This is a genomic window from Pseudomonas sp. LB3P58 (genome assembly GCF_054897895.1).
In genome coordinates, this window is record NZ_JBUBVE010000001.1 from 5890225 (window position 1) to 5915281 (window position 25057).

The 25057-nt window shown below is 60.5% G+C and carries 24 protein-coding genes and 1 pseudogene; 6 read left to right on the forward strand and 19 right to left on the reverse strand.

Features of this window, described 5'->3' with window-relative positions; genetic code table 11:
• Window positions 1–8 precede the first annotated feature (8 nt).
• The 15 genes and pseudogenes from icmH to tssA form a co-directional block, all read right to left on the reverse strand.
• The gene (gene icmH, locus ACYZTZ_RS27515; protein ID WP_008150091.1) at window positions 9–884 is read right to left on the reverse strand and encodes a type IVB secretion system protein IcmH/DotU; all 876 of its coding nucleotides are present in this window, start codon (window positions 882–884) and stop codon (window positions 9–11) included.
• 5 nt (window positions 885–889) lie between these two features.
• A complete protein-coding gene (tssK, locus tag ACYZTZ_RS27520) occupies window positions 890–2221 on the reverse strand; it encodes a type VI secretion system baseplate subunit TssK (protein WP_046045022.1) in 1332 nt (443 codons plus the stop codon).
• Window positions 2222–2223: 2 nt separating this feature from the next.
• Entirely contained in the window at window positions 2224–2724 is a 501-nt protein-coding gene (gene tssJ / locus ACYZTZ_RS27525) for a type VI secretion system lipoprotein TssJ (protein WP_008150089.1), read from the reverse strand.
• A gap of 5 nt (window positions 2725–2729) precedes the next feature.
• Window positions 2730–3926, reverse strand: a complete 1197-nt coding sequence (tagH, locus tag ACYZTZ_RS27530) for a type VI secretion system-associated FHA domain protein TagH (RefSeq protein WP_462000240.1) — start codon at window positions 3924–3926, stop codon at window positions 2730–2732.
• 17 nt (window positions 3927–3943) lie between these two features.
• A complete protein-coding gene (locus ACYZTZ_RS27535) occupies window positions 3944–4084 on the reverse strand; it encodes a hypothetical protein (protein WP_007894589.1) in 141 nt (46 codons plus the stop codon).
• A 93-nt stretch (window positions 4085–4177) separates the two neighbouring features.
• Entirely contained in the window at window positions 4178–5698 is a 1521-nt protein-coding gene (locus tag ACYZTZ_RS27540) for a sigma-54 interaction domain-containing protein (protein WP_462000242.1), read from the reverse strand.
• Between the two features lie 10 nt (window positions 5699–5708).
• Window positions 5709–8357: a type VI secretion system ATPase TssH gene (gene tssH / locus ACYZTZ_RS27545; RefSeq protein WP_462000243.1), complete on the reverse strand. Its 2649-nt coding sequence runs from the start codon at window positions 8355–8357 to the stop codon at window positions 5709–5711.
• Between the two features lie 13 nt (window positions 8358–8370).
• Window positions 8371–9378, reverse strand: coding sequence for a type VI secretion system baseplate subunit TssG (gene tssG, locus ACYZTZ_RS27550; RefSeq protein ID WP_462000244.1), 1008 nt, complete (start codon window positions 9376–9378; stop codon window positions 8371–8373).
• Entirely contained in the window at window positions 9342–11129 is a 1788-nt protein-coding gene (gene tssF, locus ACYZTZ_RS27555) for a type VI secretion system baseplate subunit TssF (protein WP_462000245.1), read from the reverse strand. The genes tssG and tssF overlap by 37 nt, the downstream gene beginning before the upstream one ends.
• A gap of 24 nt (window positions 11130–11153) precedes the next feature.
• A complete protein-coding gene (locus tag ACYZTZ_RS27560; protein WP_462000246.1) occupies window positions 11154–11552 on the reverse strand; it encodes a hypothetical protein in 399 nt (132 codons plus the stop codon).
• 165 nt (window positions 11553–11717) lie between these two features.
• A pseudogene (locus ACYZTZ_RS27565) lies at window positions 11718–11987 on the reverse strand (PAAR domain-containing protein); the annotation flags it as partial.
• A gap of 10 nt (window positions 11988–11997) precedes the next feature.
• Window positions 11998–12405: a type VI secretion system baseplate subunit TssE gene (tssE, locus tag ACYZTZ_RS27570; protein ID WP_008150080.1), complete on the reverse strand. Its 408-nt coding sequence runs from the start codon at window positions 12403–12405 to the stop codon at window positions 11998–12000.
• Window positions 12406–12418: 13 nt separating this feature from the next.
• Window positions 12419–13894: a type VI secretion system contractile sheath large subunit gene (tssC, locus tag ACYZTZ_RS27575; RefSeq protein ID WP_462000247.1), complete on the reverse strand. Its 1476-nt coding sequence runs from the start codon at window positions 13892–13894 to the stop codon at window positions 12419–12421.
• 28 nt (window positions 13895–13922) lie between these two features.
• Window positions 13923–14426: a type VI secretion system contractile sheath small subunit gene (gene tssB / locus ACYZTZ_RS27580; RefSeq protein ID WP_046045012.1), complete on the reverse strand. Its 504-nt coding sequence runs from the start codon at window positions 14424–14426 to the stop codon at window positions 13923–13925.
• A gap of 32 nt (window positions 14427–14458) precedes the next feature.
• Entirely contained in the window at window positions 14459–16015 is a 1557-nt protein-coding gene (tssA, locus tag ACYZTZ_RS27585) for a type VI secretion system protein TssA (protein WP_462000248.1), read from the reverse strand.
• A 904-nt stretch (window positions 16016–16919) separates the two neighbouring features.
• Here tssA and ACYZTZ_RS27590 point away from each other — a divergent pair.
• The gene (locus ACYZTZ_RS27590) at window positions 16920–17315 is read left to right on the forward strand and encodes a DUF6124 family protein (RefSeq protein WP_462000249.1); all 396 of its coding nucleotides are present in this window, start codon (window positions 16920–16922) and stop codon (window positions 17313–17315) included.
• A gap of 89 nt (window positions 17316–17404) precedes the next feature.
• On the opposite strand, the gene ACYZTZ_RS27595 is transcribed toward ACYZTZ_RS27590, so the two are convergent.
• From ACYZTZ_RS27595 to ACYZTZ_RS27605, 3 genes are all read right to left on the reverse strand, one after another.
• Entirely contained in the window at window positions 17405–17680 is a 276-nt protein-coding gene (locus ACYZTZ_RS27595) for an HU family DNA-binding protein (RefSeq protein WP_003213368.1), read from the reverse strand.
• A 192-nt stretch (window positions 17681–17872) separates the two neighbouring features.
• Window positions 17873–19021 carry an NAD(P)/FAD-dependent oxidoreductase gene (locus tag ACYZTZ_RS27600; protein ID WP_462000250.1) on the reverse strand — a complete coding sequence of 383 codons (1149 nt, stop codon included), beginning with the start codon at window positions 19019–19021 and terminating at the stop codon, window positions 17873–17875.
• A gap of 20 nt (window positions 19022–19041) precedes the next feature.
• On the reverse strand, window positions 19042–19212 hold the full coding sequence (locus tag ACYZTZ_RS27605) for a rubredoxin (RefSeq protein ID WP_007942683.1): 171 nt from the start codon (window positions 19210–19212) through the stop codon (window positions 19042–19044).
• A gap of 199 nt (window positions 19213–19411) precedes the next feature.
• Between ACYZTZ_RS27605 and ACYZTZ_RS27610 the strand changes: the two genes are divergently transcribed.
• Window positions 19412–19975 (forward strand): chorismate--pyruvate lyase family protein, encoded by a 564-nt coding sequence (locus ACYZTZ_RS27610; protein ID WP_462000251.1) that lies wholly within the window; start codon window positions 19412–19414, stop codon window positions 19973–19975.
• Window positions 19975–20865: a 4-hydroxybenzoate octaprenyltransferase gene (gene ubiA, locus ACYZTZ_RS27615; protein WP_462000252.1), complete on the forward strand. Its 891-nt coding sequence runs from the start codon at window positions 19975–19977 to the stop codon at window positions 20863–20865. The genes ACYZTZ_RS27610 and ubiA overlap by 1 nt, the downstream gene beginning before the upstream one ends.
• An 89-nt stretch (window positions 20866–20954) precedes the next feature.
• On the opposite strand, the gene ACYZTZ_RS27620 is transcribed toward ubiA, so the two are convergent.
• A complete protein-coding gene (locus ACYZTZ_RS27620) occupies window positions 20955–21338 on the reverse strand; it encodes a COG4315 family predicted lipoprotein (protein ID WP_462000253.1) in 384 nt (127 codons plus the stop codon).
• A 153-nt stretch (window positions 21339–21491) separates the two neighbouring features.
• On the opposite strand from ACYZTZ_RS27620, the gene phoB reads away from it, so the two are divergent.
• The 3 genes from phoB to ACYZTZ_RS27635 all read left to right on the forward strand — a co-directional run bounded on the left by phoB (window position 21492) and on the right by ACYZTZ_RS27635 (window position 25013).
• A complete protein-coding gene (phoB, locus tag ACYZTZ_RS27625) occupies window positions 21492–22181 on the forward strand; it encodes a phosphate regulon transcriptional regulator PhoB (RefSeq protein ID WP_046045002.1) in 690 nt (229 codons plus the stop codon).
• 81 nt (window positions 22182–22262) lie between these two features.
• Entirely contained in the window at window positions 22263–23549 is a 1287-nt protein-coding gene (phoR, locus tag ACYZTZ_RS27630) for a phosphate regulon sensor histidine kinase PhoR (protein ID WP_462000719.1), read from the forward strand.
• Window positions 23550–23672: 123 nt separating this feature from the next.
• Window positions 23673–25013 (forward strand): hemolysin family protein, encoded by a 1341-nt coding sequence (locus ACYZTZ_RS27635; protein WP_033059291.1) that lies wholly within the window; start codon window positions 23673–23675, stop codon window positions 25011–25013.
• Window positions 25014–25057 lie beyond the last annotated feature (44 nt).

A 25057-nucleotide genomic window follows, 5' to 3' on the forward strand; every position in this document is an offset into this window, starting at 1 on the left:
GTCCCTGTTTACGGCTGCGACTGCGGCTGGACCGCGGCCGGATCTAGCTGCTGATAAGGTTGCAGAACGGTTTCGCGTTGCTCGCCCAGTACCCAGGCGAAGCCCGAATACATCACCACCAGGCAAACCACGGTGAACAGCACCACCATCCACGCCGGCACGATGCGCACCAGGCTGCGGCGCTGATCGTTCAAGCCTTCCCAATGCGGCGACAGCTCACGTGGCACGTCGCCGCGCAACTGACGAATCTGGCGATACAAGGCGTCGCGGATGCCTTCGAGCTCGAGCATGCCGCGGGCTTGCACGCGGTACTTGCCTTCGAAGCCCAGCGACAGGCACAGGTACATCAGCTCCAGCATCGGCAGGTGCTTGACCGGGTTTTTCGACAGGCGATCCAGCAGCTGGAAAAACTTCTCGCCGCCGAAGGTTTCGTTGTGGAAGCTGCTGAGCAGGCTCATCTGCGACCACTCGCTTTCGTTGCCCCACGGCGTGGTCACGACGGCTTCGTCGACCACGGTGCAGAGCACGTAACGGGCGGCCATCACCTGGCTGCTTTCGGCGCCGTTGTGCAGCGCCCGCACTTCAAACAGTTTCAGCCCGGCAGTCAGTCGCTCGTTGAGCGCGTACATGTCTTCGCGAGTGTCGCTGTGCTTGAGTCGCACCACTTCCGACAACAGGTCGGAGGCGGCGGCGACCAGCGAGTTGAGGCTGATGTTGAAGGCTTCGGCCGGGCGCAAACGCGCGGCGTAGATCATCCGTTCTTCGAGCTGTTCAAAACGCGGCGGTGCGGCGAAATCGGTCAGCGGACTCTGCGCCGGGCCGTGGCCCTGACGGTCGAGCAGGACGGTTTTATCGTCCTGGGTATGTTCCATGTCCTTGATCATGTCAGTCAGTTCCTGATGGCCCAGAATTTCAGTTCAAGCTCGGCGAATTCGCCGGACACGTGGAACGCGAAGCCGCCGGAGCGCTCGAGTTGTGCCAGGTCTTCGGAACTGAGTTCGAGAATGAAATAGGTTTTGTTGGAGTGGAACGCGATCTGCCGCGGGGCCACCGGCAACGGTTTGACCTTGATCCCAGGCAGATGCAGGTTGACCAGTTGGCGGATACGCTCCACCGGGCCGACCTTGAGGTGCGCCGGCAAGCGATGGCGCAGTTCTTCGGAGTCGCAGTTGGCGCTGGCGGCGAGCACGAACGAGGCCGAGCCCAGCAGTTTGTGGTCGTGCAACGGCGAGACGATGATCCCGTACTGACGCGCTTGCAGGACCAGTTCGATGGCGTGCTGTTCGAGCACCATCGACAGCACCTGACGAATCGCTTCCATCAGTTTGCGGAAGCTCGCGCCCTGGTCGCTGTGTTGGTAACGGCTGTCCAGACGCGGGCGTTTACTGTCGCTGGAGAAGGTCGCCAGATCGCCGAGCATGGTCAGCAGCGTGCGGTACAACTCTTCCGGGTGAACCTGCTCCAGGCCGAGGTAGTGACGCAGCAGCAGTTCGGTGCGGTTGATCAGTTGCAGCATCATGAAGTCGCCGACTTCCGCGCCACCGACTTTGCCGTTCGAGCGGATGCGTTCAGCGATGGTGTCGCCCCGGTGGCCGAGCATGCTGATCACTTCTTTCAGACACGACAGCAGGTAGCTGGACGAGTGCGCCTGAATGTAGGTCGGCACGAAGTCCGGGTCGAGGCTGATCACGCCGTCGGGCGTGGTGTCGAGCACTTCGCAGATCTTCAGTTTCACGTAGGCCTGGTCGCTCTGCTGCTCGCCGAGCAACAGTTTGAAGTCCGGGCGACCACAGCTGACCTGGCTGGCGGAATCGTCGCCGGCGTTGGAGTCGGCGACTTCCGCTTCGTACGCGGTGTAGCGCGCCAGCACGTCGGATTGCTCCGGACGGCGCGACTCGATGTGGTTGCCGGTGACCAGCGGCAGCGCCAGGTAGATCGGCGTATTACCGGTGTTCGGCGGTACGTCGAGCGCCAGCGGTTCGGTGTTGCCGCCGAGTTCGAACAGGCTGCCGTCCGGCAGAATCCCCGAGGCCTGGCTGATCACCAGTTTGCCCATGTTGAGGAACTGCAAGTCGATGTCCAGGTTCAGGAAGCCCCAGGTGTAGCTGCCCAGCAACTGGGTGCGGGTCTTCATCTGGTGGTCGTAGTAGCGATCGTTGTGCTGGAAGTGCTGCGGGCGCAGCAGCATGCCTTCCTGCCAAATCACTTTATGGGAATTCATGATCAGTCATCCGCCTTGGCGAGCGTTTCGTTGCTGTTGCGAATACCGGCCTGGTCGAGGGTCAGATCAGCGTCGGTGACTTCCACCGGGGTGACTTGCACCGTGTAGCGCCATTTGGTTTCCGGCAGATCGCGGTAGGCGGCGAGGATGCCGACGTAGCGACTGCCCTCCTCCACGCTGAGTTTCATCTCCACGGTTTCACCTGGACGCAGTTCAATTTCTTCGCTGGCCACCAGGTCCGGGGCCAGGGATTCCTTGGCGCGCTCGTACAAGCTGAAGAAATCAGCGTTCTCGAACGTCACCGGATGCTTGAGCTCGAACAGACGCACAACGATCGGCGATGGACGCCCGTTGAGGTCCGGGTTCAGCTGATCGCTGGCGGTCAGCTTCAGGTTGAGCTTGGTGACGTGGGAATACGGCGACAGCGACGAGCAGCCGGCCAGCAGCACCAGGGCCGCGAACGCCGTCAGCGTCTTGAAAAAAGCGGTCGAGCAGCGAGACATGCGCATCATCCTTGGTGGTCGGTGTGAAGGGTGGAAATCAGGCGGATCTGTTCTTCGTAGGCTTGAGCGAAGTCGCGGGCCAGCAGGCGCTCGCTCCAGTCATCGTCCTGACGCAGGGCCTGGTGATAACGACCGTAGGCTCTCCAGCGACTGCCGGACGTGGCCAGCAAAGGCTTGTTGTCGCGCTCGAAACGCAGGGTCAATTGCTGTGGCGAGAAGTGCTCCAGCGTGCCGCGTACGGCGGCGCGACTGGCGGTCAGCAAGGCCACCTGATGCGCCTGCAAATCGCGGAACGCACGGGAGATCGCCTGCTCGGCCGGCAACTGACCCGGCTTGTTCGGCTGCAACAAAATGCCCAACGCTTCGCCGGCATCGACGGCAAATTTCAGCGGGTTCTTTTGGGTGCCTTGCACGGTGGTCTGGGCCAGACGCAGTTCGTTTTTCAGTTCGCTGCGGGTGCGCAGGCTCTGCTGCAAACCGCCGACGCTTTGCTTTAGCAGACGTGCAGCGTTCAGCGCCAGGGCTTCGCGGGCGTCGTGGTCGAGGCCTTTGAGGTCCACGCCCAGCGCCTCACCGAAGTGCTCCCAGAAACCTTCGCTCTGACGCTCGACCGCTTTGGGTGGTGGCGCAGGGGCTGGCTCTGCCGGGGCGTTGATCAGCTCCGGCACCATCAGGCTTTCCATGTCGATACGCGCATAGTCAGCGCGCTGACGGGTGTCCTCGATGGTGTTGCTCGGGGAGATCAGTTCGTCGATTTCCGAATACACCCGCTCTTGCTGATCGAGGGCATTGAGCGGGTCGAGGTCGAGAAACGCATCGTCCGGAATGATGCTGCCCGCTGCCTGCGGACGGCCGACTTCAACGTCGAAGGTCGCCGGGTCGCGCACCAGCCGCGCACGGATCTCGAAGTCACCCAGCACGTAGACACTGCCGTGCTCGATGCGCATCGCTTCGCCCTTGCGCAGGCGCGCGCCGCTTTCGCTGTCCTGGATACCGTTGCTGCTGGTATCGGTCAGGAAAAACGTGCCTTCGCGGTAGCTGATCACCGCGTGGTGGTTGGACAGGTGACGCTTGCGGTCCGGGATGATCCAGTCGCAATCCTCACCCCGACCGATCACGCCACCGGCCTGTTTGAAGGTCTTCTGGCACAAATCCGTGGGCACGAACTGCTTGGTGTTGAGCATTTCGAAAACCAGTTCCATGGTGATACTCCTTGCGGTCACTTGCCGCGATTGACCGCCTGCGGATCACCCAATGGGCGATAGGTGTTGTCGTTGTATTTGTAATTGCCGCTACAGCCGCCGAGGCCGCATAGAACGACGAGGGTCAGCAGGACGGCTTGCCAGTGACGAACAGGCATCAGAGGGTCTCCAGGGGTAGACAAAGTACAAAGCGCCGACCCGTTTGGGCGGCGCTGTTAGAAGCGGATGAGGTGAAATCGACGGTCGTTTGCCTACCCATCGAAATCACCCAAATTGATATTCAGGCGCCCAAGGCGGTACAGCAGCGTGCGGCGTGGCAGCCCGAGTTCGCGGGCGGCGAGGGTTTGGTTGCCGTCGTTTTTGCGTAGGCAATCGAGCAGCAGACTGCGCTCGACCTGTTCCAGGCGTTCGCGCAGGTTCAGGCCGCTGCTGTCTTCCGGCATGGCTTCCATGCGCAGAGAGAAATGTTCGGCCAGTAACTCGCCGCCCTCGCACAGCAGCACCGCGCGTTCGACAAGGCCTTTGAGTTCACGCACGTTGCCGGGGAAGGCATAACCGGACAGGTGATCCAGCGCCGCATCGGACCAACTCACGGCGTCCCGTTGCAAGAACGAGCACGCCTTGTCGGCGAAGTGCCGGGCCAGGTCGAGGATGTCGCCTTCGCGCTGACGCAGCGCCGGCAACTCGATCGGGAATTGCGCGAGGCGGTAGTACAAGTCCTCGCGAAATTTGCCTTCGCTGACCAGCACCGACAAATCCCGGTGAGTCGCGGCGATGATGCGTACGTCGATCTTGTGGGTGTCGTTGGAGCCCAACGGGCGGATCTCGCCTTCCTGCAGAACCCGCAACAACTTGGCTTGCAGCGACAACGGCATGTCGCCGATTTCATCGAGCAGCAAGGTGCCGCCGTTGGCTGCATCGAACAGCCCGGCACGGTCGCGATCAGCACCGGTGAAGGCACCTTTGCGGTAGCCGAACAGCTCGCTTTCCAGCAGGTTCTCGGGGAACGCCGCGCAGTTCTGCACGATGAACGCCTGGGAACGGCGCGGGCCGCAATCGTGAATCGCCCGCGCCACCACTTCCTTGCCGGTGCCGGTTTCGCCGCGCAACAGCACGGTATACGGGCTGTGCAGGACTTTGCTGATCAGCGAATAGGTCTGGCGCATGGCCGAACTCTTGCCGATCAAACCGTAACCGCTGGCGCTCGGGACGCTGACCTTCGCCGGTCGCGCATCACCGGTTGGCTGACGCAGACGTTGCAGCAAATGCAGTTGGCCGAGCACGAACGAACCGAGTTGACCGAGGGAATCGGCAAAGCCTTGCAGGTCGACATGCCGGCGACTGGCGCACAGCAGCAAGCCTTCAACGGCTTTCTGCTGATTGACCAGCGGCACACACAACAGCGACTGCCAAGGCATGACCTGAGGCGGTAGGAAACTGGTTTCGTGCAGGCTGCCGCTCAACTCGCTGAGGCACACCACGCGGTTCTGGCACAGGGCGAATTGCAGCAGTTGTTCACCGTTGTAATCCGCCGGCAGGCTCGCCGCTTCCCGGGGTTGCAGGATGCCGTTGAGGCATTCGGCGTTCATCCCCAAACACGTGTGAGTCGCGTCCAGCAGGTACAGCTGCGTCAACTCACAACCGCTGAGCTCGGCCAACCCGCGCACGAAGTCACCCAGCAGCGCAGCACCGTCCGCCGCGCGCGACAGGCTGGCGAATTGCGCCAGCAAGGCTTCGGCATAGACCAGCGGTTGCGGCACTAGAGTGAACATCACACCCACCTCAGGCGAACTCGCACGTCACGCTGGCGTTGCCGTCTAGCGTCGCGTGGACACGCTTGAGGCTTTCGCCCGTGGCCATCGCATCGAGCAAGCGGTCGGCCACCAACGGCAGCACGTGCAGGTCGAGCAAATGATCGATCAGGCGCGCGCCGCTGTCGCTTTGGGTGCAGCGTTCGGCCAGGTGATCGACGAGGTCTTGCGAGTAAGTGAAATCCAGCTGACGACGGTTCAGGCGCTCGCCCAAACGACCGAGTTTGATTTCGATCAGCTCGCGCAGCACCGGGCCACCGACCGGGTAGTAAGGCACCACACGCATGCGCGCCAGCAACGCCGGTTTGAAGTGTTTGCTCAGCACCGGGCGGATGGTTTCTTCAAGGACTTCGGCCGACGGTCGCGCGCCGTTTTCACAGAGCTCGGCGATGCGATCGCTGCCCAGGTTCGAAGTCATCAGGATCAGCGTGTTGCGGAAGTCGATCTCGCGCCCTTCGCCATCGTTGGCCACGCCTTTGTCGAAGATTTGGTAGAACAGGTTCAGCACGTCCGGATCTGCCTTTTCGACTTCGTCGAGCAGCACCACCGAGTACGGCTTCTGGCGCACGGCTTCGGTGAGCATGCCGCCCTCGCCGTAACCGACGTAGCCCGGCGGTGCACCGATCAGGCGCGAGACGGTGTGCTTCTCCTGGAACTCGGACATGTTGATGGTGGTGATGAAACGATCGCCGCCGTACAGCAAGTCCGCCAGGGCCAGCGCGGTTTCGGTTTTGCCGACGCCGCTCGGGCCGACCAGCAGGAACACGCCAACTGGCGCATCAGGTTTGTTCAGGCCGGCAGCGGTGGCGCGCATCGAGCGGTCCAGCGCGTGAACGGCTTGTTCCTGACCACGAATGCGCGTGCGCAAGTCGGTGGCGAAGCTCGCGACCTTGGCGTTGTGCTCACGGGCCAATTGCGCCAAAGGCACGCCGGTCCAGGCGCTGATCACTTCGGCCACCAGACGCGGGCAGACTTCGAAGCTGACCAGACGTTCTTTGACTTGCAACTCGGTCAGCGCTTTGTGAGTTTCGTTGAGCGCGGCTTCCAGGGTTTCGACGCTTTGCGCTTCGTCCACCGGCAGCGTTTCGATCACGGTGCCTTCGGCATCTTCTTCAACCGTGACAGTAGGCTCGACGGCGGCAGCTTCGCGGGCCTTGGCCAATTGCTGACGCAGGTCCAGCAGGCGCTCTGCCAATTCTTTCTGATCGGTCCACAGCGCTTCGAGGGCGACCCTTTCATCTTCGGCTTCGGCCAGACGATCTTCCAAAGCGTCCAGCGCTTCGTGATCGATCAGCAGACCGGCCTCGGCATCACGGCGCAGGGCCTGACGCTGACGACCGCCTTCAGCCAGTTCGCCACGCAAGCGTTCGAGGCTTTCCGGCGCGGCGGCGAGGCTGATGCGCACGCGGGCGCACGCGGTGTCGAGGACGTCGACAGCTTTGTCCGGCAGCTGACGACCGGCCAGGTAACGGGCGGACAGTTCGGCCGCCGCAACCACCGCGTCGTCGCGCAGGTAGATGCCGTGGCTCTTCTCGTAAACCTGAGCCAGGCCACGCAGGATGGTCACCGCTTCGCTGACGGTCGGTTCGTGCAGTTGCACCGGTTGGAAGCGACGGGCCAGGGCCGGGTCTTTCTCGAAGTATTTTTTGTACTCCGCCCAGGTGGTGGCGGCGATGGTGCGCAACTCGCCACGGGCCAGGGCCGGCTTGAGCAGGTTGGCCGCGTCGGAACCGCCGGCATTGCCGCCCGCGCCGATCAGCGTGTGAGCTTCGTCGATGAACAGGATGATTGGTTTCGGCGAGGCTTTGACTTCGTCGATCACGCCTTTGAGGCGACGCTCGAATTCACCTTTGACGCTGGCGCCTGCCTGCAACAGGCCCATGTCCAGCGACAGCAACTCAACGCCTTTCAAGACTTGCGGCACTTCACCGGCGGCGATGCGTGAGGCCAGGCCTTCGACGATGGCGGTTTTGCCGACGCCGGCTTCACCGACCACGATCGGGTTGTTCTTGCGGCGACGGGCGAGTATGTCGACCATCTGCCGGATCGCGCCATCGCGGCACAGCACCGGGTCGAGTTTGCCGTCGCGGGCCTGCTGAGTCAGGTTGTGGGTGAAGCGCTGCAGCAGCGATTCGCCCGGCACGGCAGGTTTGCCCGTCGCCGGTTGTTCTTTCTGCGACAGGGCGAATTCTTTCAGGCGCTCGATGTTCAGTTTGGCCAGCAACGACTGGTAGCGGCTGCCGGCGTAGCGCATCGGGTTGCGCAACAGTGCGAGGATCAACGCGGCTTGCTCGACCTGGCTCTGGCCCAGTTCAAGGTTGGCCACCAGCAACGCGTCTTGCAGCCACTGCACCAGTTCCGGGGCGAACACCGGGTTGCGCGAAGCGCTGTGCTCGACCCGCGATTGCAACGCGGCGCTCAGCTCACCGGCATCCACTTCGGCGTCTTGCAGCGCGCGTGCGAGCAAGCCTTGCGGGCGCTCCAGCAAGCCCAGCAGCAAGTCTTCGACGAGGATCTTGCTGCCGCCACGGGCGACGCAGCGTTCGGCCGAACTTTCCAGGTCACGACGGGTTTCGGCGTCCAGCGCCTGGATAAGTTGTTGCAGGTCTACGTTGATCATTGGTCATCTGTCCTTAATGAATTTTGCTGCCCAGGGTCACCACGCCGTCCGCTTTTTCGCGGCCGAGCCAACTGGTCCATCCCAGGCGACAGGCGTTCTGCTCACCGATGCGCAGTTCGCGGATTTCTTCCTGGCGCAGCACCAGTCGAATGTCGTAATCGAGCGGGTCACGCAGGGTGAACCGCACCAGCGCGCAGAGCGGCTGGTAGCCGAAACCGATCGGCAGGAATTCGTGGAAGCGTTGCCAGTCGAGTTCGCGGATGTGGATGCGGAATTTGCCGCTGCGGTCGCGCACGTGTTCGCCCAGCACCAGGTCTTCGCCGAGCAGGCTGTTGGCGCGGCCCAAGCGATTGCGCTGCTCGTCGAGGATTTCGACGCGACGCTCGATGCACTGCTCGATGGTCAGTTCGGCGTGTTTGAAGTAGTAACGCAGCACCGCCTCGATCAGCGCCGCCGAGTGCGCCCGCAAGCTGAGCAGGCCGAGGTACGGCAGCAGGCGTTTCCAGTTCAGTTCCCCTGCCTTGCGGATCTCTTCGCCACCCAGGCCGATCAACGCAAACAATTGCGAAGAGAACGGGTCGAGCGCGCCGCTCTCGAAGCTTGCGCGGTAGCGGTATTTTTTCCAGATCGGAAGCATCAGCCGTTGCAGGCGATGGTGAAACAGGTCGAGGAAGTTGCGGGTCGGGTTGCCGTCTTCGCTATCGCCCAGGGCCTGTTCGCCGTAGAACGCCGGCAGCGGCGAGCCGGAACCGACCAGGCCGATCAGGTTGAATCGCAGGCGTGCGCGCAAGTGGCCGTGCTCGGTGAAAAACTCCACGCGATCAACGTCACTGCCGGGAAAACCCAGGCTCGGGTTGGCCTGGAATTCCAGCTGATCGTACAAATCGTCCTGGCTCAGGTGCGGGTGGGCCTCACGCAGCCGGTCAACCACCAGCAGCACGGCCTGAAACAGCGAGTACTCGCGTATTCCTCGGGTCAGTCCGCTTAAAGAAGCGGCTGGAGGCCCATACGTGGTGTCCATTGGTACACCTCTCCCTGTGTGCTTTTTACCCGCAGCTCGTGGTACGAATTGAGACTGGCGTAAAGCGCGAAAAACTCGTTAAGAACCGAAGCGAAAACGAACAGGTCGCCCTCACCGATATACCCTTCCGGGTCGATGGTCAGCTCGGTGCGCAACCCGCGTACCGGCAACCCTCGGTGCAAGCGGTCGACGTGTTGGTGCTTGATCGACTTGAGCCCGCCCAGCAGACGCTTGCTGACTTTTTCAGCGTGTTGGTCGTAGTAGCGCGGCAGGTCGTAAGTTTCGAGAATCACCTTCAACGCATTGACGTCGGCCAGCGACAGATAGTTAAGCGACATGTTGCTGATCAGCTTCCAGAGGAAGTCACGGTTCAGCGGCGGCGCATAACTGGGCGTGGCCGGGGTGATGTTGCGGAAACTGAGGAACTCCGGCGTCTCTTCGCAGGCCATGCAGATGTCGCCGAGCTTGAGCTTGCGCGGCAGGTTCTGGTTGGTGCACATCAGATCGATCGACAGGGTTTCGTGGGCTTCGGTGTGGCGAATGCCGAAGCTCAGATAAGTGTCGAGGCCGTCGTGCAACGAGGACGAACGCTGGCGAATGCTGTAGTGCGGACGGCTGTTGGGCACGTCGAAACTCGGGTCGTGCTCGAACGATTCGAACGGCACGTACTCCTGATAACCGAGGCCGCCGGGCTTCCAGCCGGTGACGGTTTCCACCGAAAACACACCGCAGTTTTCCAGGTCGTACTCGGCTGGCAACAGCAGGTATTCGTCCTGCTTGCCGTCGAGGCGGATCGGCAGTGCATCGTGCTTGAACAGGTTGACGATGGGCGTGCAGTAGAGCTTCACGTTGTCCAGTGTCGGACGCATCCGCATGATGCCGCTCTTGCGAATATCGAAGCGCAATTCGAGGCCGCGCATTTGCTTGAGCGTGTCTTCCGGCAGCGCCTTGAGAATGTCCAGCCCGTTGATATCGACGAACAGGAATTTGTCCTGGAAGGCGAAATATTCCTGCAAGTAGCGGTAGCCACGGAAGGTGTTCAGCGGATACGGGATCAACGCCTCTTCTTCGGCAAAACCCACCGGCTGCACGCGGTCGCCGGGCATCTTGAATGCCATGGGAGTGCCATTGACGCCGTTGATGGGTTTGCCGGCGCCGTCCAGCGGGATCAGCTCGATGCCTTCCAGGTTGCGCAACAGGCTCAGGTAAAGCATCTGGCTGATGTAGCGTTCACCAGCGAAGTGCAGACGCAGACGGCTCAACTCCAGTTCACCGAGGTGACCGTCAGCGCTCATCTCCAGGCGCAGGCTCAACAGCGAACCGTCGCCTTTCACCGAGTAATTCAGCGCGGCCAGGTCCAGCGGCAAAACTTCGGTCGGGTAGCAGGTGCGAAAGCGGCAACGCACGTCATCGATCGGTACGCTTTCCACCGGCGTATCGCGCTCGACCATCAACGCAGGACCCGAACGCTTCAACGGGTCGAACTGCAGAATGCTGAACGCCGGCAGCGGGCGCATGTAGTTGGGCCACAGCAGGTGCATCAGCGAATGGCTGAGCTCCGGCAACTCGTCGTCGAGCTTTTGGCGCAGGCGGCCGGTCAGGAACGCAAAGCCTTCCAGCAACCGCTCCACGTCCGGATCTCGCCCGGCTTGCCCGAGGAAAGGCGCCAACGCCGGGCTACGCTCGGCGAATCGACGACCTAACTGGCGAAGTGCGGTGAGTTCGCTTTGGTAGTAGTGGTTAAACGACACGGGTTACCTGCCTGGTATTGAATCTCATGAATAAAACGTCCTGTAGAGCGCAACCGTCAGACCCGCACAGACGTAGCCGGCGATCAGCAGGTAAGGCAAAACCATGATCCAGCCGAACGTCATGAAAACCCCATCAGACTGCTCGGCGAACGCACGGCTCAAGCCATAAATCACCCACGGCACGGCGTAAAAAGGGATGAACTTCAAAGGCGCCAGCCAAACCATCCGCAGCGCTTGTTGCTCATCCCGGCCCTTGACGGCCCGGGTCATCCACAGCGAAAACGCACCGTACCCAGGGATGCCCCACCACAGCAGGTACAGCCACTCGGAATGGGTGGAATCCAGCTTTGAATACTCGCCGCCGGACAGGCCGCTGAAAAAAATCGCCAGCAACGCGGGCAATGGCCACCACAAGGCAACCATGAGGAAACTCCGTCGCCCTCTGCTAAGCATGATTGGCCACCGATTGAGGGGCGCTGTTCAGCTCTTCATAAAACTCGAAGTAATCGAGCCACGCCTGCGGGATCACTTCGATACCTCCGTGCACGACGGTTTCATGGGCAGGACTACGCCGCCAAATGCCAATTACCCGATGATCACAGTCCCGGAACCGGCCGTAACCTTGTTGCCATGAGTCCCCACCGAGTCCACGGTGGCGGCAGGTTTGCCGTTAATCAAAACGGTCCCCGACAACCCACCGACCATCGCACCACCACACGCCGAGGCATCGCCTTGGCGGGCGGCCGCGAGGCCGTCGAAGAACACGTCGCCGGAACCGGCGACAATCGGATTGGTGCCGTGACCGGGGAGCGGGCAAGCGGTGGGGTCGGATACACGGGCTGCGGGTTTGCCGGACATCGGAGTCTCCTTAGTTGACCTTTACTTGACCGCTGCCATCCAGGCGCGCGGCGAAACTGACCTGACGCTTGAAACCATCAACTTCCAGCAAGCCTTCGATGCTGAAGGACAGGCGAAGCTGATCGTGGTCACGCGGCAGGGAAATGACACGCACATTGCTCAGGCGTGGCTCGTAGGCTTCGATGAAATTTTCGATGGCCAAACGGGCCTGACTCAGGGAGTCGTGCAGGCTCAGACGCATGTCATTGAGATCGGGTAGCCCGTAATCGGACAGCGTTTGCACGCTGCCCGCACGGGTGCTGAGCATCTTGGCCAGATGGGCAGCCACGGACGCCATGGCGGAGACCTCGCGGCTCCAGCCGACGCGTTTGTCCGCGTCGCCACCCAGGCGTTCGAAAAGGCTGCCGTATCCAGTCATGAGTTTGCTCCGCTTACTCTTTGTCGAGCTTGCCAACCAGCGACAGGGTGAAATCGGCACCCATGTACTTGAAGTGCGGGCGCACGTTCAGGCTGACGCGGTACCAGCCAGGCTCGCCTTCAACATCGCTGACGATGATCTGGGCAGCGCGCAGTGGACGACGGCCACGGACTTCGGCACTTGGGTTTTCCTGGTCGGCCACGTACTGGCGGATCCACTTGTTGAGTTCCAGCTCGAGGTCGGTACGTTCTTTCCACGAACCGAGTTGCTCGCGCTGCAGCACTTTCAAGTAGTGAGCCAGGCGGTTGACGATCATCATGTACGGCAGTTGGGTGCCGAGCTTGTAGTTCAGCTCTGCTGCCTTGCCTTCTGCGCTGATGCCGAAGAACTTCGGCTTCTGCACCGAGCTGGCGGAGAAGAACGCCGCGTTGTCGGAGCCTTTGCGCATGGTCAGGGAGATGAAGCCTTCCTCGGCCAGTTCGTATTCACGACGGTCGCTAACCAGAACCTCGGTAGGAATCTTGGTTTCGATTTCGCCCATGCTTTCGAAGTGGTGCAACGGCAGGTCTTCAACCGCGCCACCGCTCTGCGGGCCGATGATGTTCGGGCACCAGCGGAATTTGGCGAAGCTGTCGGTCAGTTTGGTGCCGAACGCGTAGGCGGTGTTGCCCCACAGGTAGTGCTCGTGGCTGTTGGCGACGGTTTCTTTGTACACGAACGATTTGACCGGGTTTTCTTCCGGGTCGTACGGGTTACGCAGCAGGAAACGCGGCACGGTCAGGCCAACGTAACGGGAGTCTTCCGACTGGCGGAAGCTCTGCCATTTGGCGAATTGCGGGCCTTCGAAGTGATCTTTCAGATCCTTCAGGTCCGGCAGACCGGTGAAGCTTTCCAGGCCGAAGAATTTCGGGCCGGCCGCGGCGATGAACGGCGCGTGGGACATGCAGGCAACGCTGGACACGTACTGCATCAGTTTCACGTCCGGCGAGCTTGGGGACATGAAGTAGTTGGCGATGATCGCGCCAACCGGCTGACCACCGAACTGACCGTATTCAGCGGTGTAGATGTGCTTGTACAGGCCAGACTGCATCACTTCCGGTGAATCTTCGAAATCGTCCAGCAGGTCTTCTTTGGAGACGTTGAGGATTTCGATCTTGATGTTTTCGCGGAAGTTAGTGCGATCAACCAGCAACTGCAGACCACGCCACGACGATTCCAGGGACTGGAACGCCGGGTGGTGCAGGATCTCGTCCATCTGGCGGCTGAGCTTGGCATCGATCTCGGCGATCATGCGGTCAACCATGGCTTTCTTGACCGGCTCACCGTTGTTCTGCGGCTTGAGCAGCTCTTCGATGAAGGCCGACACACCGCGCTTGGCGATGTCGTAGGCTTCGTCATCCGGCGTCAGGCGGGTTTCGGCGATGATGCTGTCGAGAATGCTGTATTCGCCGTTCTCTTTGCTCTTTTGCTGTGCTGCGCTAGTGCTCATTGTGTTGGCTTCCTTGGCTGATGGAGACTCAGGCGTCCTGGGCTGCGGCGTTCAAGCCCAGCTCACCCAGTACGCGACCGCGGGATTCGTCGTCGGCGAGCACGCCTTCGATGGCTTTGCGGAACGCAGGCGCGTTACCCAGCGGACCTTTGAGGGCCACCAGCGCGTCGCGCAGTTCCATCAGTTTTTTCAGCTCAGGCACTTGCTCGACCAGGCTGGCCGGGTTGAAGTCCTTCATCGAGTTGACGCGCAGTTTCACGGCCAGTTCTTCAGTGTCGCCTTCTTCCTGAAGACGGTTCGGTACGCTCAACGTCAGCTGCAGCTCTTGCTTGGCCAGCACTTCGTCGAAGGTCATCTTGTCGATGCTGATCGGCTTGCGATCTTCGACTTTACGTTCGTCCTTGCGGTGGGTGTAGTCACCGATTGCCAGTAGTTTCAACGGCAGTTCAATCTCTTCCTGAGCACCACCGGTGGCAGGTTTGAAAGTGACGTTGATGCGTTCCTTGGGGGCTACCGAGCCTTCTTTGGCCATGGCTATTCTCCTTGCGGTTGTGGCCCTGGGGCCTATTCGAGTACCACTTCGAGATCGAGGTGGCACAGCCTGCGATAAATCTCTTCCTTGCGTTCACGTACGGCATGGTTCTGCGGTAACAACTCGCAGCAGCTATGCAGTAAATGCAGCACTTCCAGCGCAAGATCGGGCTCCCAGGCGTTCAGGCCTGAGTCCTGTAATGTTTGGTCCAGGGTTTCGAGTTGGGTCCTGGCCAGTTCGTATTTCTTGGCCATGAAGCACAACCGCGCGAGGGCGAACTGCCAGAAGAACCGGACGCGTCCGCCTTGGGCGCTTTGCAGGCCTTGCTTGAGGATCTGCACGGCGGCCTTGAGGCCGTCCTTGCGCAGGATCGGCAAGACTTCTTCCAGGGCCAGTTCCCAGGCCGGCTGGCTGTCGGCGACTTCGACCTTGCGCGGCGCACTGGCGCTTTGCAGATGCGGCATGACGTGGGCGCTGACCCAGGCGCGGGTGGCCGGATCGGCAAACGGGGCGCCGTCATGGAAACGCAATTCGATGATGCCGGGCAGGCGCTGAATCAAAAGCGCGAAGTGGATTTCCACTTCGCGCATAGCCATCTCGGCGTTGAGCCCCTGGAGGCACTCCCAAACCATTCGCTGGCCATCGAACCAGAACGGTGCCTTCGCCAGGCTCGCCTCCAGTTCCACCAGCAGGTCAGCGTATTTTGCCTGGTCGTAACGGTCCTGGTAGGCCTTGAGCTTGTCGGCTGGCAACCCGCGCAGAACGGTGATCTGCTCGGCGTTGCGCTCGGGCACCGCGTCGATGGGCAACCACAACAGTGTGCGATTGAGGCGCAAGGCGCGCAGGTCAGTGGCTTTCTGCTTGAGCCACCAGGCACACAACGGCCGCGCGCTTTCCTGTTGGGCGCGCAGGGCTTTATGGGCTTCTTTTTCGTTGTCGATGGGTGCGCCGGGGGTGAACAACTGCGTGGCAGCCTGTTTGACCTGGGCCACTGCGGCGCCCACCACACCCGGTTCGGGCTGGTTGTCGGCGGCGCGCTGAACCATGTTTTTCAAACGGCGGGAGATCGGCAGCAGCAATGGCGCATCGTCGCCCAAGTGCTCGGTGCAAGCGGCATCGAGACCTTCAAGGTGTTCGACCAGCCGCCGGAACATCGGCAACTGCTCTTTGATCGCGACGTTCTCGGTCAGCACCTGCTCAAGACGCGGTACCAGCCAACTGATGGCAGCGGAGCGGGTGCGGGCCTTGTTCGGGTGGACTTCGGCCCAGTGGCTTTCGCACAGGTAGTGCAGCAAACCGAGGCCGGCCAGCAGCCCTTGAAAGGATTCGCGCTGGTACAGGGCCCAAGTCAGCCAGGCACCAACCCGCAAGTCTTTGGACTGGGTGCGCAGCAGGTTTTCACTGTTTTCGCGGATTTTCAGCCAGTCGATCTGACCGCTTTCGTGCATGGATTGGGCTTTGCCCAGCTCGCTTTCCAGCGCCTCATATTCGCTCGAAAAGCGAACGTCCTCGCCCGCGAAATTCTCTTTGGAAACAGAGGCTTTTGCGAGTTCGAGGTAATGAGCGGAAAGTTTGCTTGAGTAGGACATCCATGGCCTTTAATTAGGATTACAGTCATACGTCTATTGGAATTCCAACGACGCGAGACAGAATCAAAGAGCTGCGATGAGTCTCATCCAATTGAGTTCGTGCTCTTTCAAGTGCGCGCATCGTACTCACGATGATGGCCACTAGCAAGCATCTGGTTAAACAACAAGACGAAGTGTCTCTATTGCTCGTAGGAGATCTCCTTATATATCGCAAGGGATTCCCTGATATCAGTTTAATGTTTCCTCACCCGGCGTATCGATCGGAAAGCACCGGCTTAGAGCCATCGCTGTCAATCACCCGTGGCCGCTGCCGATTGAATCGCTGCCACGCGTCTGAATCATGACCAAAATAAAAATTATTAAATGTAGGAGGCTTCCGAAAGTCGCTGTCATCTTTCAACAAAATGGGAGCGACAACAGCCCGAATAAAAAGTGCCATCATAATGATGGCAGCCCATACAAAAAACAAAGTTCCACAATGGAACTTTCGGTATCGCGGAAATTTCATACCGGATTTAAGGAGCACCTACATTTACGATGATTAAACACCGCTCGATCGCGTTTGTTTAAAACACTTCAAGGTTACTTCCTGAGAGCTACAACACCTTGCGCCGTTGCCTACGGCTACGCCAGAATCCGCCGGCTTGTGCGCCTTGGGGGCGGTCGGTAACTTGGTTCCTGTCACTGCCCATCAGTGATCGGGTTTAGTCGCTCGCTGGTAATTGAAGATGCATGAGCATCCGTCAGACAGGTATTCGTACCTGAGTTTGATGGTGGCTGTGCGTAGGGCACCTTCGGGTGCGCCGGCTTCTTCAATTCCCCGGTCCGACTAACCTGCGTACAGCTGCCACCCCTTCGTTTAGTCGGCGAAGTGTTGTCAGCATCATTCAAGGAATTGAAGATCATGTTCAAGGTAACTCCAAATCCGCCGGACACAGATCCGGTCTCCCCATACGAAAGCCCCGACTCAAACAAACTCAACGAAGCCGCCAAGCGCGCCCTCGACCATCACTTCCCGCCAGCCGACCCCAAACCACCAAAACGCAACGGCCAGCTCTTCAGCGTCTGCTCGGGCATCAACCCTGAAACCCTTCTCGCCAATGCCTCGGAAGATTTGCTGTCCATCAGCGCCATCGCCGCCAACCTCGCCGACGATGTGGACGGTTCCCGCCGCTCCGTAGCCTTGGCGCTCAGCCGCATGGCTGACGGCGTGCATTTGTTGGTGGAGCGAACGCTGGATTATCTGGATGAGCCGGAGATGGCGGCGATTTTCGCCAAGCAACAAAGCCGCGTCATTTAATCCGCCACCCATAAAAAAATGGGCACCCAACCATGTTGGCGTGCCCATTTTTTATCCCGCTCACCCGCTATGCGGGAAGTCGGTGCGTGTTACGGATTAACGCTGTCTTTCAACGATTTGCCTGGCTTGAACGCAACAGTGTTGCTGGCCTTGATTTTGACGGGCTCACCGGTTTGCGGGTTTTTGCCGGTGCGGGCACCGCGATGGCGTTGCAGGAAGGTACCGAAGCCCACCAGCGTAACGCTGTCCTTGCGGTGCAGAGCGCCGGTGATTTCTTCGAGAACGGCGTTGAGAACGCGGTTGGCCTGCTCTTTGGTGAGGTCTGCTTTTTCAGCAATTGCAGCGGCGAGTTCTGGTTTACGCATTAGTGAAGCCCCTTTGACGGTTTTTTGTTGTTATGTCCGTGCTGTTCTCGTTGGAACAGCGCCCAAAGCGCCGCAGGTGCTCTACTCTGCGGCAGACGGGAGTGAGGATGGCACGCAGCGAAGAGCCGCGCCAGTCTCGGCGCGACCTTTGTATGGGCAAAAGAGGGGTGATTCCGACAGAACGACCGGTATTTACGCCAGCAGTGCCGGAAGCTCTTTGTTCAGGGCCAGTTTTTCCATCACCGCCGCGCCTGTCAGGGCATAACCCAGCAGTTTGCCGCTGGCATCGCGGCACAATACCTTGATGTCCGCGCCCTGCCCTTCGACCGTCCAGACGCCCTCCAAACCCCGTGGCGGCGGTGAAACCACCAAGGGGCAGACCGGCGTTTTAACGGTGATGGGCATCGGGCCATAACTCACCGCCGTCGGGTTTCCGGCGAGGGTCTGGGCCAGCGCTCTCGCACAGCTCATGAGGGGCATCACGTACAACAGATTCAGCCCATCGACTTCGGCGCAGTCGCCCAAGGCATAGATATTGGTGTGAGAAGTTTTCAGGTGGCGATCGACCACCACGCCGCGATTGACCTGCACACCGGCCGCCGCCGCCAGGTCGATGTGCGGACGCAGACCGATGGCCGACACCACCACATCGCAAGGGATCACCTGGCCATCGGACAGATGCGCTTCCAGTCCGTCAGCCACGCGCTGCAAGCGATTGAGCACCGGCCCCAGGTGGAAGCGTGCGCCGAGGCTTTCCAGCCCGGCCTGAACCGCTGCGGCCGCCGCCGGGTGCAACAGGGTCGGCATGACCTGCTCGCACGGTGCAACCAGTTGCACCTCGTAGCCACCAAGGATCAGGTCGTTGGCGAACTCGCAGCCGATCAGGCCGGCGCCCAGCAACAACACCCGACGCTTGCCGGCCGCCGCTGCGCGAAAGCGTGCGTAGTCTTCCAGATCGTTGATCGGGAAAACGGCGTCAGCTGCGTCGCCTTCGATCGGCACTCGTACGGTTTCTGCGCCCCAGGCGAGGATCAGGTCACGATAAAACACCGCTTCCTCACCGATCCACAAGCGCTTGTGGCCCGGGTCGATGCCGCTGATGCGCGTGTGCGTACGCACTTCGGCCTTCAACTGCTCGGCCATGGTGCCGGGTTCGGCCATGCTCAGGCCGTCGGCGTCTTTGTTTTTGCCGAAGCCGGTGGAGAGCATCGGCTTGGAGTAGGAGCGTCCGTCATCGGCAGTAATCAGCAGCAGCGGGGTTTCGCCATCGAGTTTGCGAAACTCCCGGGCCAGGTTGTAGCCAGCCAGCCCGGTGCCGACGATCACGACAGGTGCGTTCATTCCTTACTCCTCTAATTGTTTTAAGCAGCGATTTCGATCATTTCGAAATCCATTTTGCCCACGCCGCAGTCCGGGCACAGCCAGTCTTCCGGCACGTCTTGCCACAGTGTGCCCGGCGCAATGCCGTCGTCCGGCCAGCCGTCGGCTTCGTTATAGATCAGGCCACAGACCACACATTGCCACTTTTTCATTGGGTTCATCCTCAAGATTCAGGCTTTTGCCGGCGCGAACGGTCGATGGTTGGAGCGCTGCCGTCCGGCTCAGCGCGTTTTGTACTGATCGGGCCCGGCAGATGCAAGCCTGTTCGACGCAATGGCCGGCCGGATCAATCAAAATCACAGGCTGACATGGTAAGCTCGCCGCCTCATTTGCTGCCAATAATGACTCACTGTGCCGCACTCAAAATCCCCTGCCGCGACCCCGCTTTGGCTCCCTCGAAGCCAACTGACGCCCCTCCCCGACATCTCTACGCTCGACTGGCTGTTCGACGAAGGCTCTTTGACCCGACGGCTGATCCGTTTGTCGAATGACGGCTTCAGCGTCACGCCTCTCTTCGAAGGCTGGCAGCTCCTGCGCGCCGACGAATGTGCCGCGCTGGACCTGGCCGAAGGCAGCGAGGGCTGGGTTCGCGAGGTGTATCTGCGCGGCCACGGCGAAGCCTGGGTGTTTGCCCGCAGCGTGGCGGCCCGCAGCGCGTTGCAGGGCGACGGGTTGCACATGGACGAATTGGGCAGCCGCTCCCTGGGCGAATTGCTGTTTTGCGATCAAGCGTTCCAACGGCGCGTCATTGAGGTTTGTCACTATCCTCAGGAGTGGCTGCCGATGGAGTCCCGGGCACCTGAACTGTGGGGCCGCCGCTCGCGTTTCGACCGCGGCGCCTTGAGCGTGCTGGTGGCCGAAATTTTCTTGCCGACCTTGTGGAACGCTACCCGCGCCCATCCGGAGAACTGCTGATGTACCAGAGCCTGCTCAAGTCCCTGAATCGCTTGAACCCACGGGCCTGGGATTTCATTCAGCTGACCCGCATGGACAAACCGATCGGCATTTATCTGTTGCTGTGGCCGACGCTGTGGGCACTGTGGATTGCCGGCAAAGGTTCACCGTCATTGGCCAACGTCGTAATTTTCGTCCTGGGCGTGGTGCTGACCCGCGCCGGCGGCTGCGTGATCAACGATTGGGCAGACCGCAAGGTCGACGGCCACGTGAAACGCACCGAACAGCGGCCATTGGTGAGCGGCAAGATCAGTTCCAAAGAAGCACTGGTGTTTTTCGCGCTGCTGATGGGCGTGAGTTTCCTGCTGGTGTTGTGCACCAATGCGGCAACGGTCTGGCTGTCGCTCGGTGGCTTGGCGCTGGCCTTCACTTACCCGTTCATGAAGCGCTACACCTATTACCCGCAAGTGGTGCTGGGCGCGGCGTTCTCTTGGGGCATGCCGATGGCGTTCACCGCCGAAACCGGTGAACTGCCGGCGGCGGCGTGGTTGCTGTGGATCGCCAACCTGCTGTGGACCGTCGGCTATGACACCTACTACGCCATGACCGACCGCGACGACGACTTGAAGATCGGCGTGAAATCCACGGCGATTCTGTTTGGCGAGGCGGATCGGGTGATCATCCTGACGCTGCAAGGGTTGGCGCTGGGTTGCTTGCTGCTGGCCGGGTCGAAATTCGAGCTCGGTGGCTGGTTCCACTTGGGATTGTTGGCGGCGGCAGGCTGTTTTGCGTGGGAGTTCTGGTACACCCGTGGCAAGGACCGGATGCGTTGCTTCAAGGCGTTTCTGCACAACCACTGGGCCGGGTTGGCGATTTTTGTCGGGATTGTGCTGGATTACGCGCTGCGTTGACCGTTGGAAAAGATCGCAGCCTGCGCCAGCTCCAACAGGGGGATGGAGCGACCGCAGGCTGCGAACTGTTTACGGTGCAGGCGAATCGCTTACTTATGCTCGCGCATGACGTGCCAGACGTCCTTCATATTGTCGCCTGCCATGTCACCGGGTTTTTTGTCCTTCATGAACGTGTAAAGCGGCTTGCCGTCATAGGCCCACTGCATCTTACCGTCGTCACGCTTGATCGTGCTCCACTTGCCTTCGGGCTTGGCGCCCGCCGGCGCCATCATTGGCGGCCAGTATTCAGCGCACTCGCCGTTGCACATCGACTTAGCGCCAGAGTCCTTGTCGTATGTGTACACCGTCATGCCCTTATGATCGACCATCATCCCGTCTTTCATCATCGCCGGGTCGGCGGCGAAGGCCAGTGTCGGCAGCGTTAGCGCAGCCGTGACCAGCAGCGCCTTCCAGGTTTGAGCAATGTGTTTCATGGAAACCTTCCTTTTGTGGTTGTCAGGATTCGGAATTAGAGCTTAGTTCAGGATCATGACAATCGCCGGGCGACTAAAATACTGTCACACGACTGCAATAATTCCGTTATCTAATGCGGCGCAAGACAGTTAAATGACAAGAGGATTAAAGGCATGGTTGGCAGGAGCATTCTGATCGTCGACGACGAAGCGCCCATTCGCGAAATGATCGCCGTTGCGTTGGAAATGGCCGGCTATGACTGCATGGAGGCTGAGAACTCGCAGCAGGCCCACGCCATCATTGTCGACCGCAAGCCGGACCTGATCCTGCTCGACTGGATGCTGCCCGGCACGTCCGGCATCGAGCTGGCCCGACGCCTCAAGCGCGATGAGCTGACCGGGGACATCCCGATCATCATGCTCACCGCCAAGGGTGAAGAGGACAACAAGATCCAGGGCCTGGAAGTCGGCGCCGATGACTACATCACCAAACCCTTTTCACCACGAGAGCTGGTCGCGCGCCTGAAAGCCGTGCTGCGCCGTGCCGGTCCTACCGATGGCGAGACGCCGATCGAAGTCGGCGGCCTGCTGCTGGACCCGATCAGCCACCGCGTGACCATCGACGGCAAACCCGCCGAGATGGGCCCGACCGAATACCGCCTGCTGCAATTCTTCATGACCCACCAGGAACGTGCCTACACCCGTGGCCAGTTGCTGGACCAGGTCTGGGGCGGCAACGTTTATGTCGAAGAGCGCACCGTCGACGTGCACATCCGCCGCCTGCGCAAAGCCCTCGGTGATGCTTACGAAAATCTGGTACAAACCGTGCGCGGCACCGGCTACCGGTTCTCCACCAAGGCCTGATCCGGACCTTTCCCGCCCGATAAGCTGACAAGGACGCGCGTTCAAGTGAACCAAAACTGGCATGGCACCCTGATCCGCCACATGCTTTTGCTGGTGACCGGTTGCCTGGTGATCGGCCTGATTACCGGCTACTACGGCTGGAGCCTCGCCGCGGGCCTGGGCCTTTACCTGGCCTGGACGCTCAAGCAACTGCTGCGTCTGCACGAATGGCTACGCCTGCACAAACCCGATGAGGCACCGCCCGATGGCTATGGCCTGTGGGGCGAAGTGTTCGACAGCATCTACCACCTGCAACGTCGCGACCAACGTGTGCGCGGGCGTCTGCAAGCGGTGATCGACCGGGTCCAGGAATCGACTGCCGCGCTGAAAGACGCAGTGATCATGCTCGACAGCGACGGCAACCTCGAATGGTGGAACCGCGCCGCCGAAACCCTGCTCGGCCTCAAGACCCCGCAAGACAGCGGCCAGCCGGTGACCAACCTCGTCCGCCATCCGCGCTTCAAGGAATACTTCGAGCAGAACAGCTACGCCGAGCCGCTGGAAATCCCGTCACCGATCAATGATCGTCTGCGCATTCAGCTGTACATCACCCGCTACGGCAACAACGAACACTTGATGCTGGTGCGCGACGTGACGCGCATCCACCAGTTGGAGCAGATGCGCAAAGACTTCATCGCCAACGTCTCCCATGAGCTGCGCACGCCGTTGACGGTGATCTGCGGTTATCTGGAAACCCTGCTCGACAACGTCGAGGACGTGAACCCGCGCTGGTCCCGTGCCTTGCAGCAGATGCAGCAGCAAGGCGGACGCATGCAGACGTTGCTCAACGATTTGCTGCTGTTGGCCAAACTGGAAGCCACCGATTACCCGTCGGACAACCAGCCGGTGTCCATCGATGGCTTGCTGCAATCGATCAAGAGCGACGCTCAGCAACTGTCCGCCCAGCGCAATCAGAAGATCACCCTGGAAGCCGACCCGACGATTCTGCTCAAGGGCAGCGAAGCCGAGTTGCGCAGCGCGTTTTCCAATCTGGTGTTCAACGCGGTGAAATACACACCGGCCGAAGGCAATATCCGCATCCGCTGGTGGGGCGATGAGCAAGGCGCACACTTGAGCGTGCAGGACTCTGGCATCGGCATCGACAGCAAACACTTGCCGCGCCTGACCGAACGCTTCTACCGCGTCGATTCCAGTCGCAACTCCAACACCGGCGGCACCGGGCTCGGTCTGGCGATCGTCAAACACGTGCTGCTGCGCCACCGCGCGCGGATGGAAATCAGCAGCGTGCCGGGCCATGGCAGCACCTTTACCTGCCATTTTGCGCCGGCCCAGGTCACCAAATCCCGGGTCATCAGCGCCACCGACTGATACCGGCCGGCACGCGCCACTAGGCAATCGCCCGGTCAGCCGCTACATTGGCTGACTTGCGCCTGCCCTTCAGGCGCACTTTTTTCTTTCCTTTCGAATACACGGAAACCGCAAAACTCCATCATGGACCCTTCCCCTGGCTTGACCCTCGCGACACTCTTCGCCGATTTCGGCATGATTCTTTTTGCTCTGATCCTGGTTTTGCTCAACGGTTTTTTCGTTGCGGCGGAATTTGCCATGGTCAAACTGCGCTCGACCCGTGTCGAGGCCATCGCTGATAAAAACGGCTGGCGCGGACACATCCTGCGCACCGTTCACAGTCAGCTCGATGCGTACCTCTCGGCGTGCCAATTGGGTATCACCCTCGCCTCCCTCGGCCTCGGCTGGGTCGGTGAACCGGCGTTCGCGCACATCCTTGAGCCGATCCTTGAAGCCGTCGGCGTGCAGTCGGCCGAAGTGATCAAAGGCGTGTCGTTCTTCGCTGCGTTCTTCGTCATCTCGTACCTGCACATCGTGGTCGGTGAGCTGGCCCCGAAATCCTGGGCCATCCGCAAACCCGAGCTGCTATCGCTCTGGACCGCCGTGCCGCTGTACCTGTTCTACTGGGCCATGTACCCGGCTATTTACCTGCTCAACGCCAGCGCCAACACGATCCTGCGGATCGCCGGCCAAGGCGAACCCGGCCCTCATCACGAGCACCATTACAGCCGTGAAGAACTGAAACTGATCCTGCACTCCAGCCGTGGCCAGGACCCGAGCGACCAAGGCATGCGTGTTTTGGCCTCGGCGGTGGAAATGGGCGAGCTGGAAGTGGTCGACTGGGCCAATTCCCGGGAAGACCTGGTGACGCTGGAGTTCAACGCGCCGCTGAAGGAAATCCTGGCGATGTTCCGTCGCCACAAGTTCAGCCGCTATCCGGTGTACGACAGCGATCGCCAGGAGTTCGTCGGCCTGCTGCACATCAAGGACTTGCTGCTGGAACTGGCAGCCCTGGACCACATTCCCGAGTCGTTCAACCTCGCCGAACTGACCCGGCCGCTGGAGCGGGTTTCGCGCCATATGCCGCTGTCGCAGTTGTTGGAACAGTTCCGCAAAGGCGGCTCGCACTTCGCCCTGGTCGAAGAAGCCGATGGCAACATCATCGGCTACCTGACCATGGAAGACGTGCTGGAAGTACTGGTCGGCGACATTCAGGACGAACACCGCAAGGCTGAGCGCGGGATCCTCGCGTACCAGCCGGGCAAGCTGCTGGTGCGCGGCGACACGCCGCTGTTCAAGGTCGAGCGCCTGCTGGGCATCGATCTGGACCACATCGAAGCCGAAACCCTCGCCGGGCTGGTCTACGAAACCCTGAAACGGGTGCCGGAAGAGGAAGAAGTGCTGGAAGTCGAAGGCTTGCGGATCATCATCAAGAAGATGAAAGGGCCGAAGATTATTCTGGCCAAGGTGTTGATGCTCGATTGATTGCAATGCGGGAAACCGCATTGACCCCAAAAGATCGCAGCCTT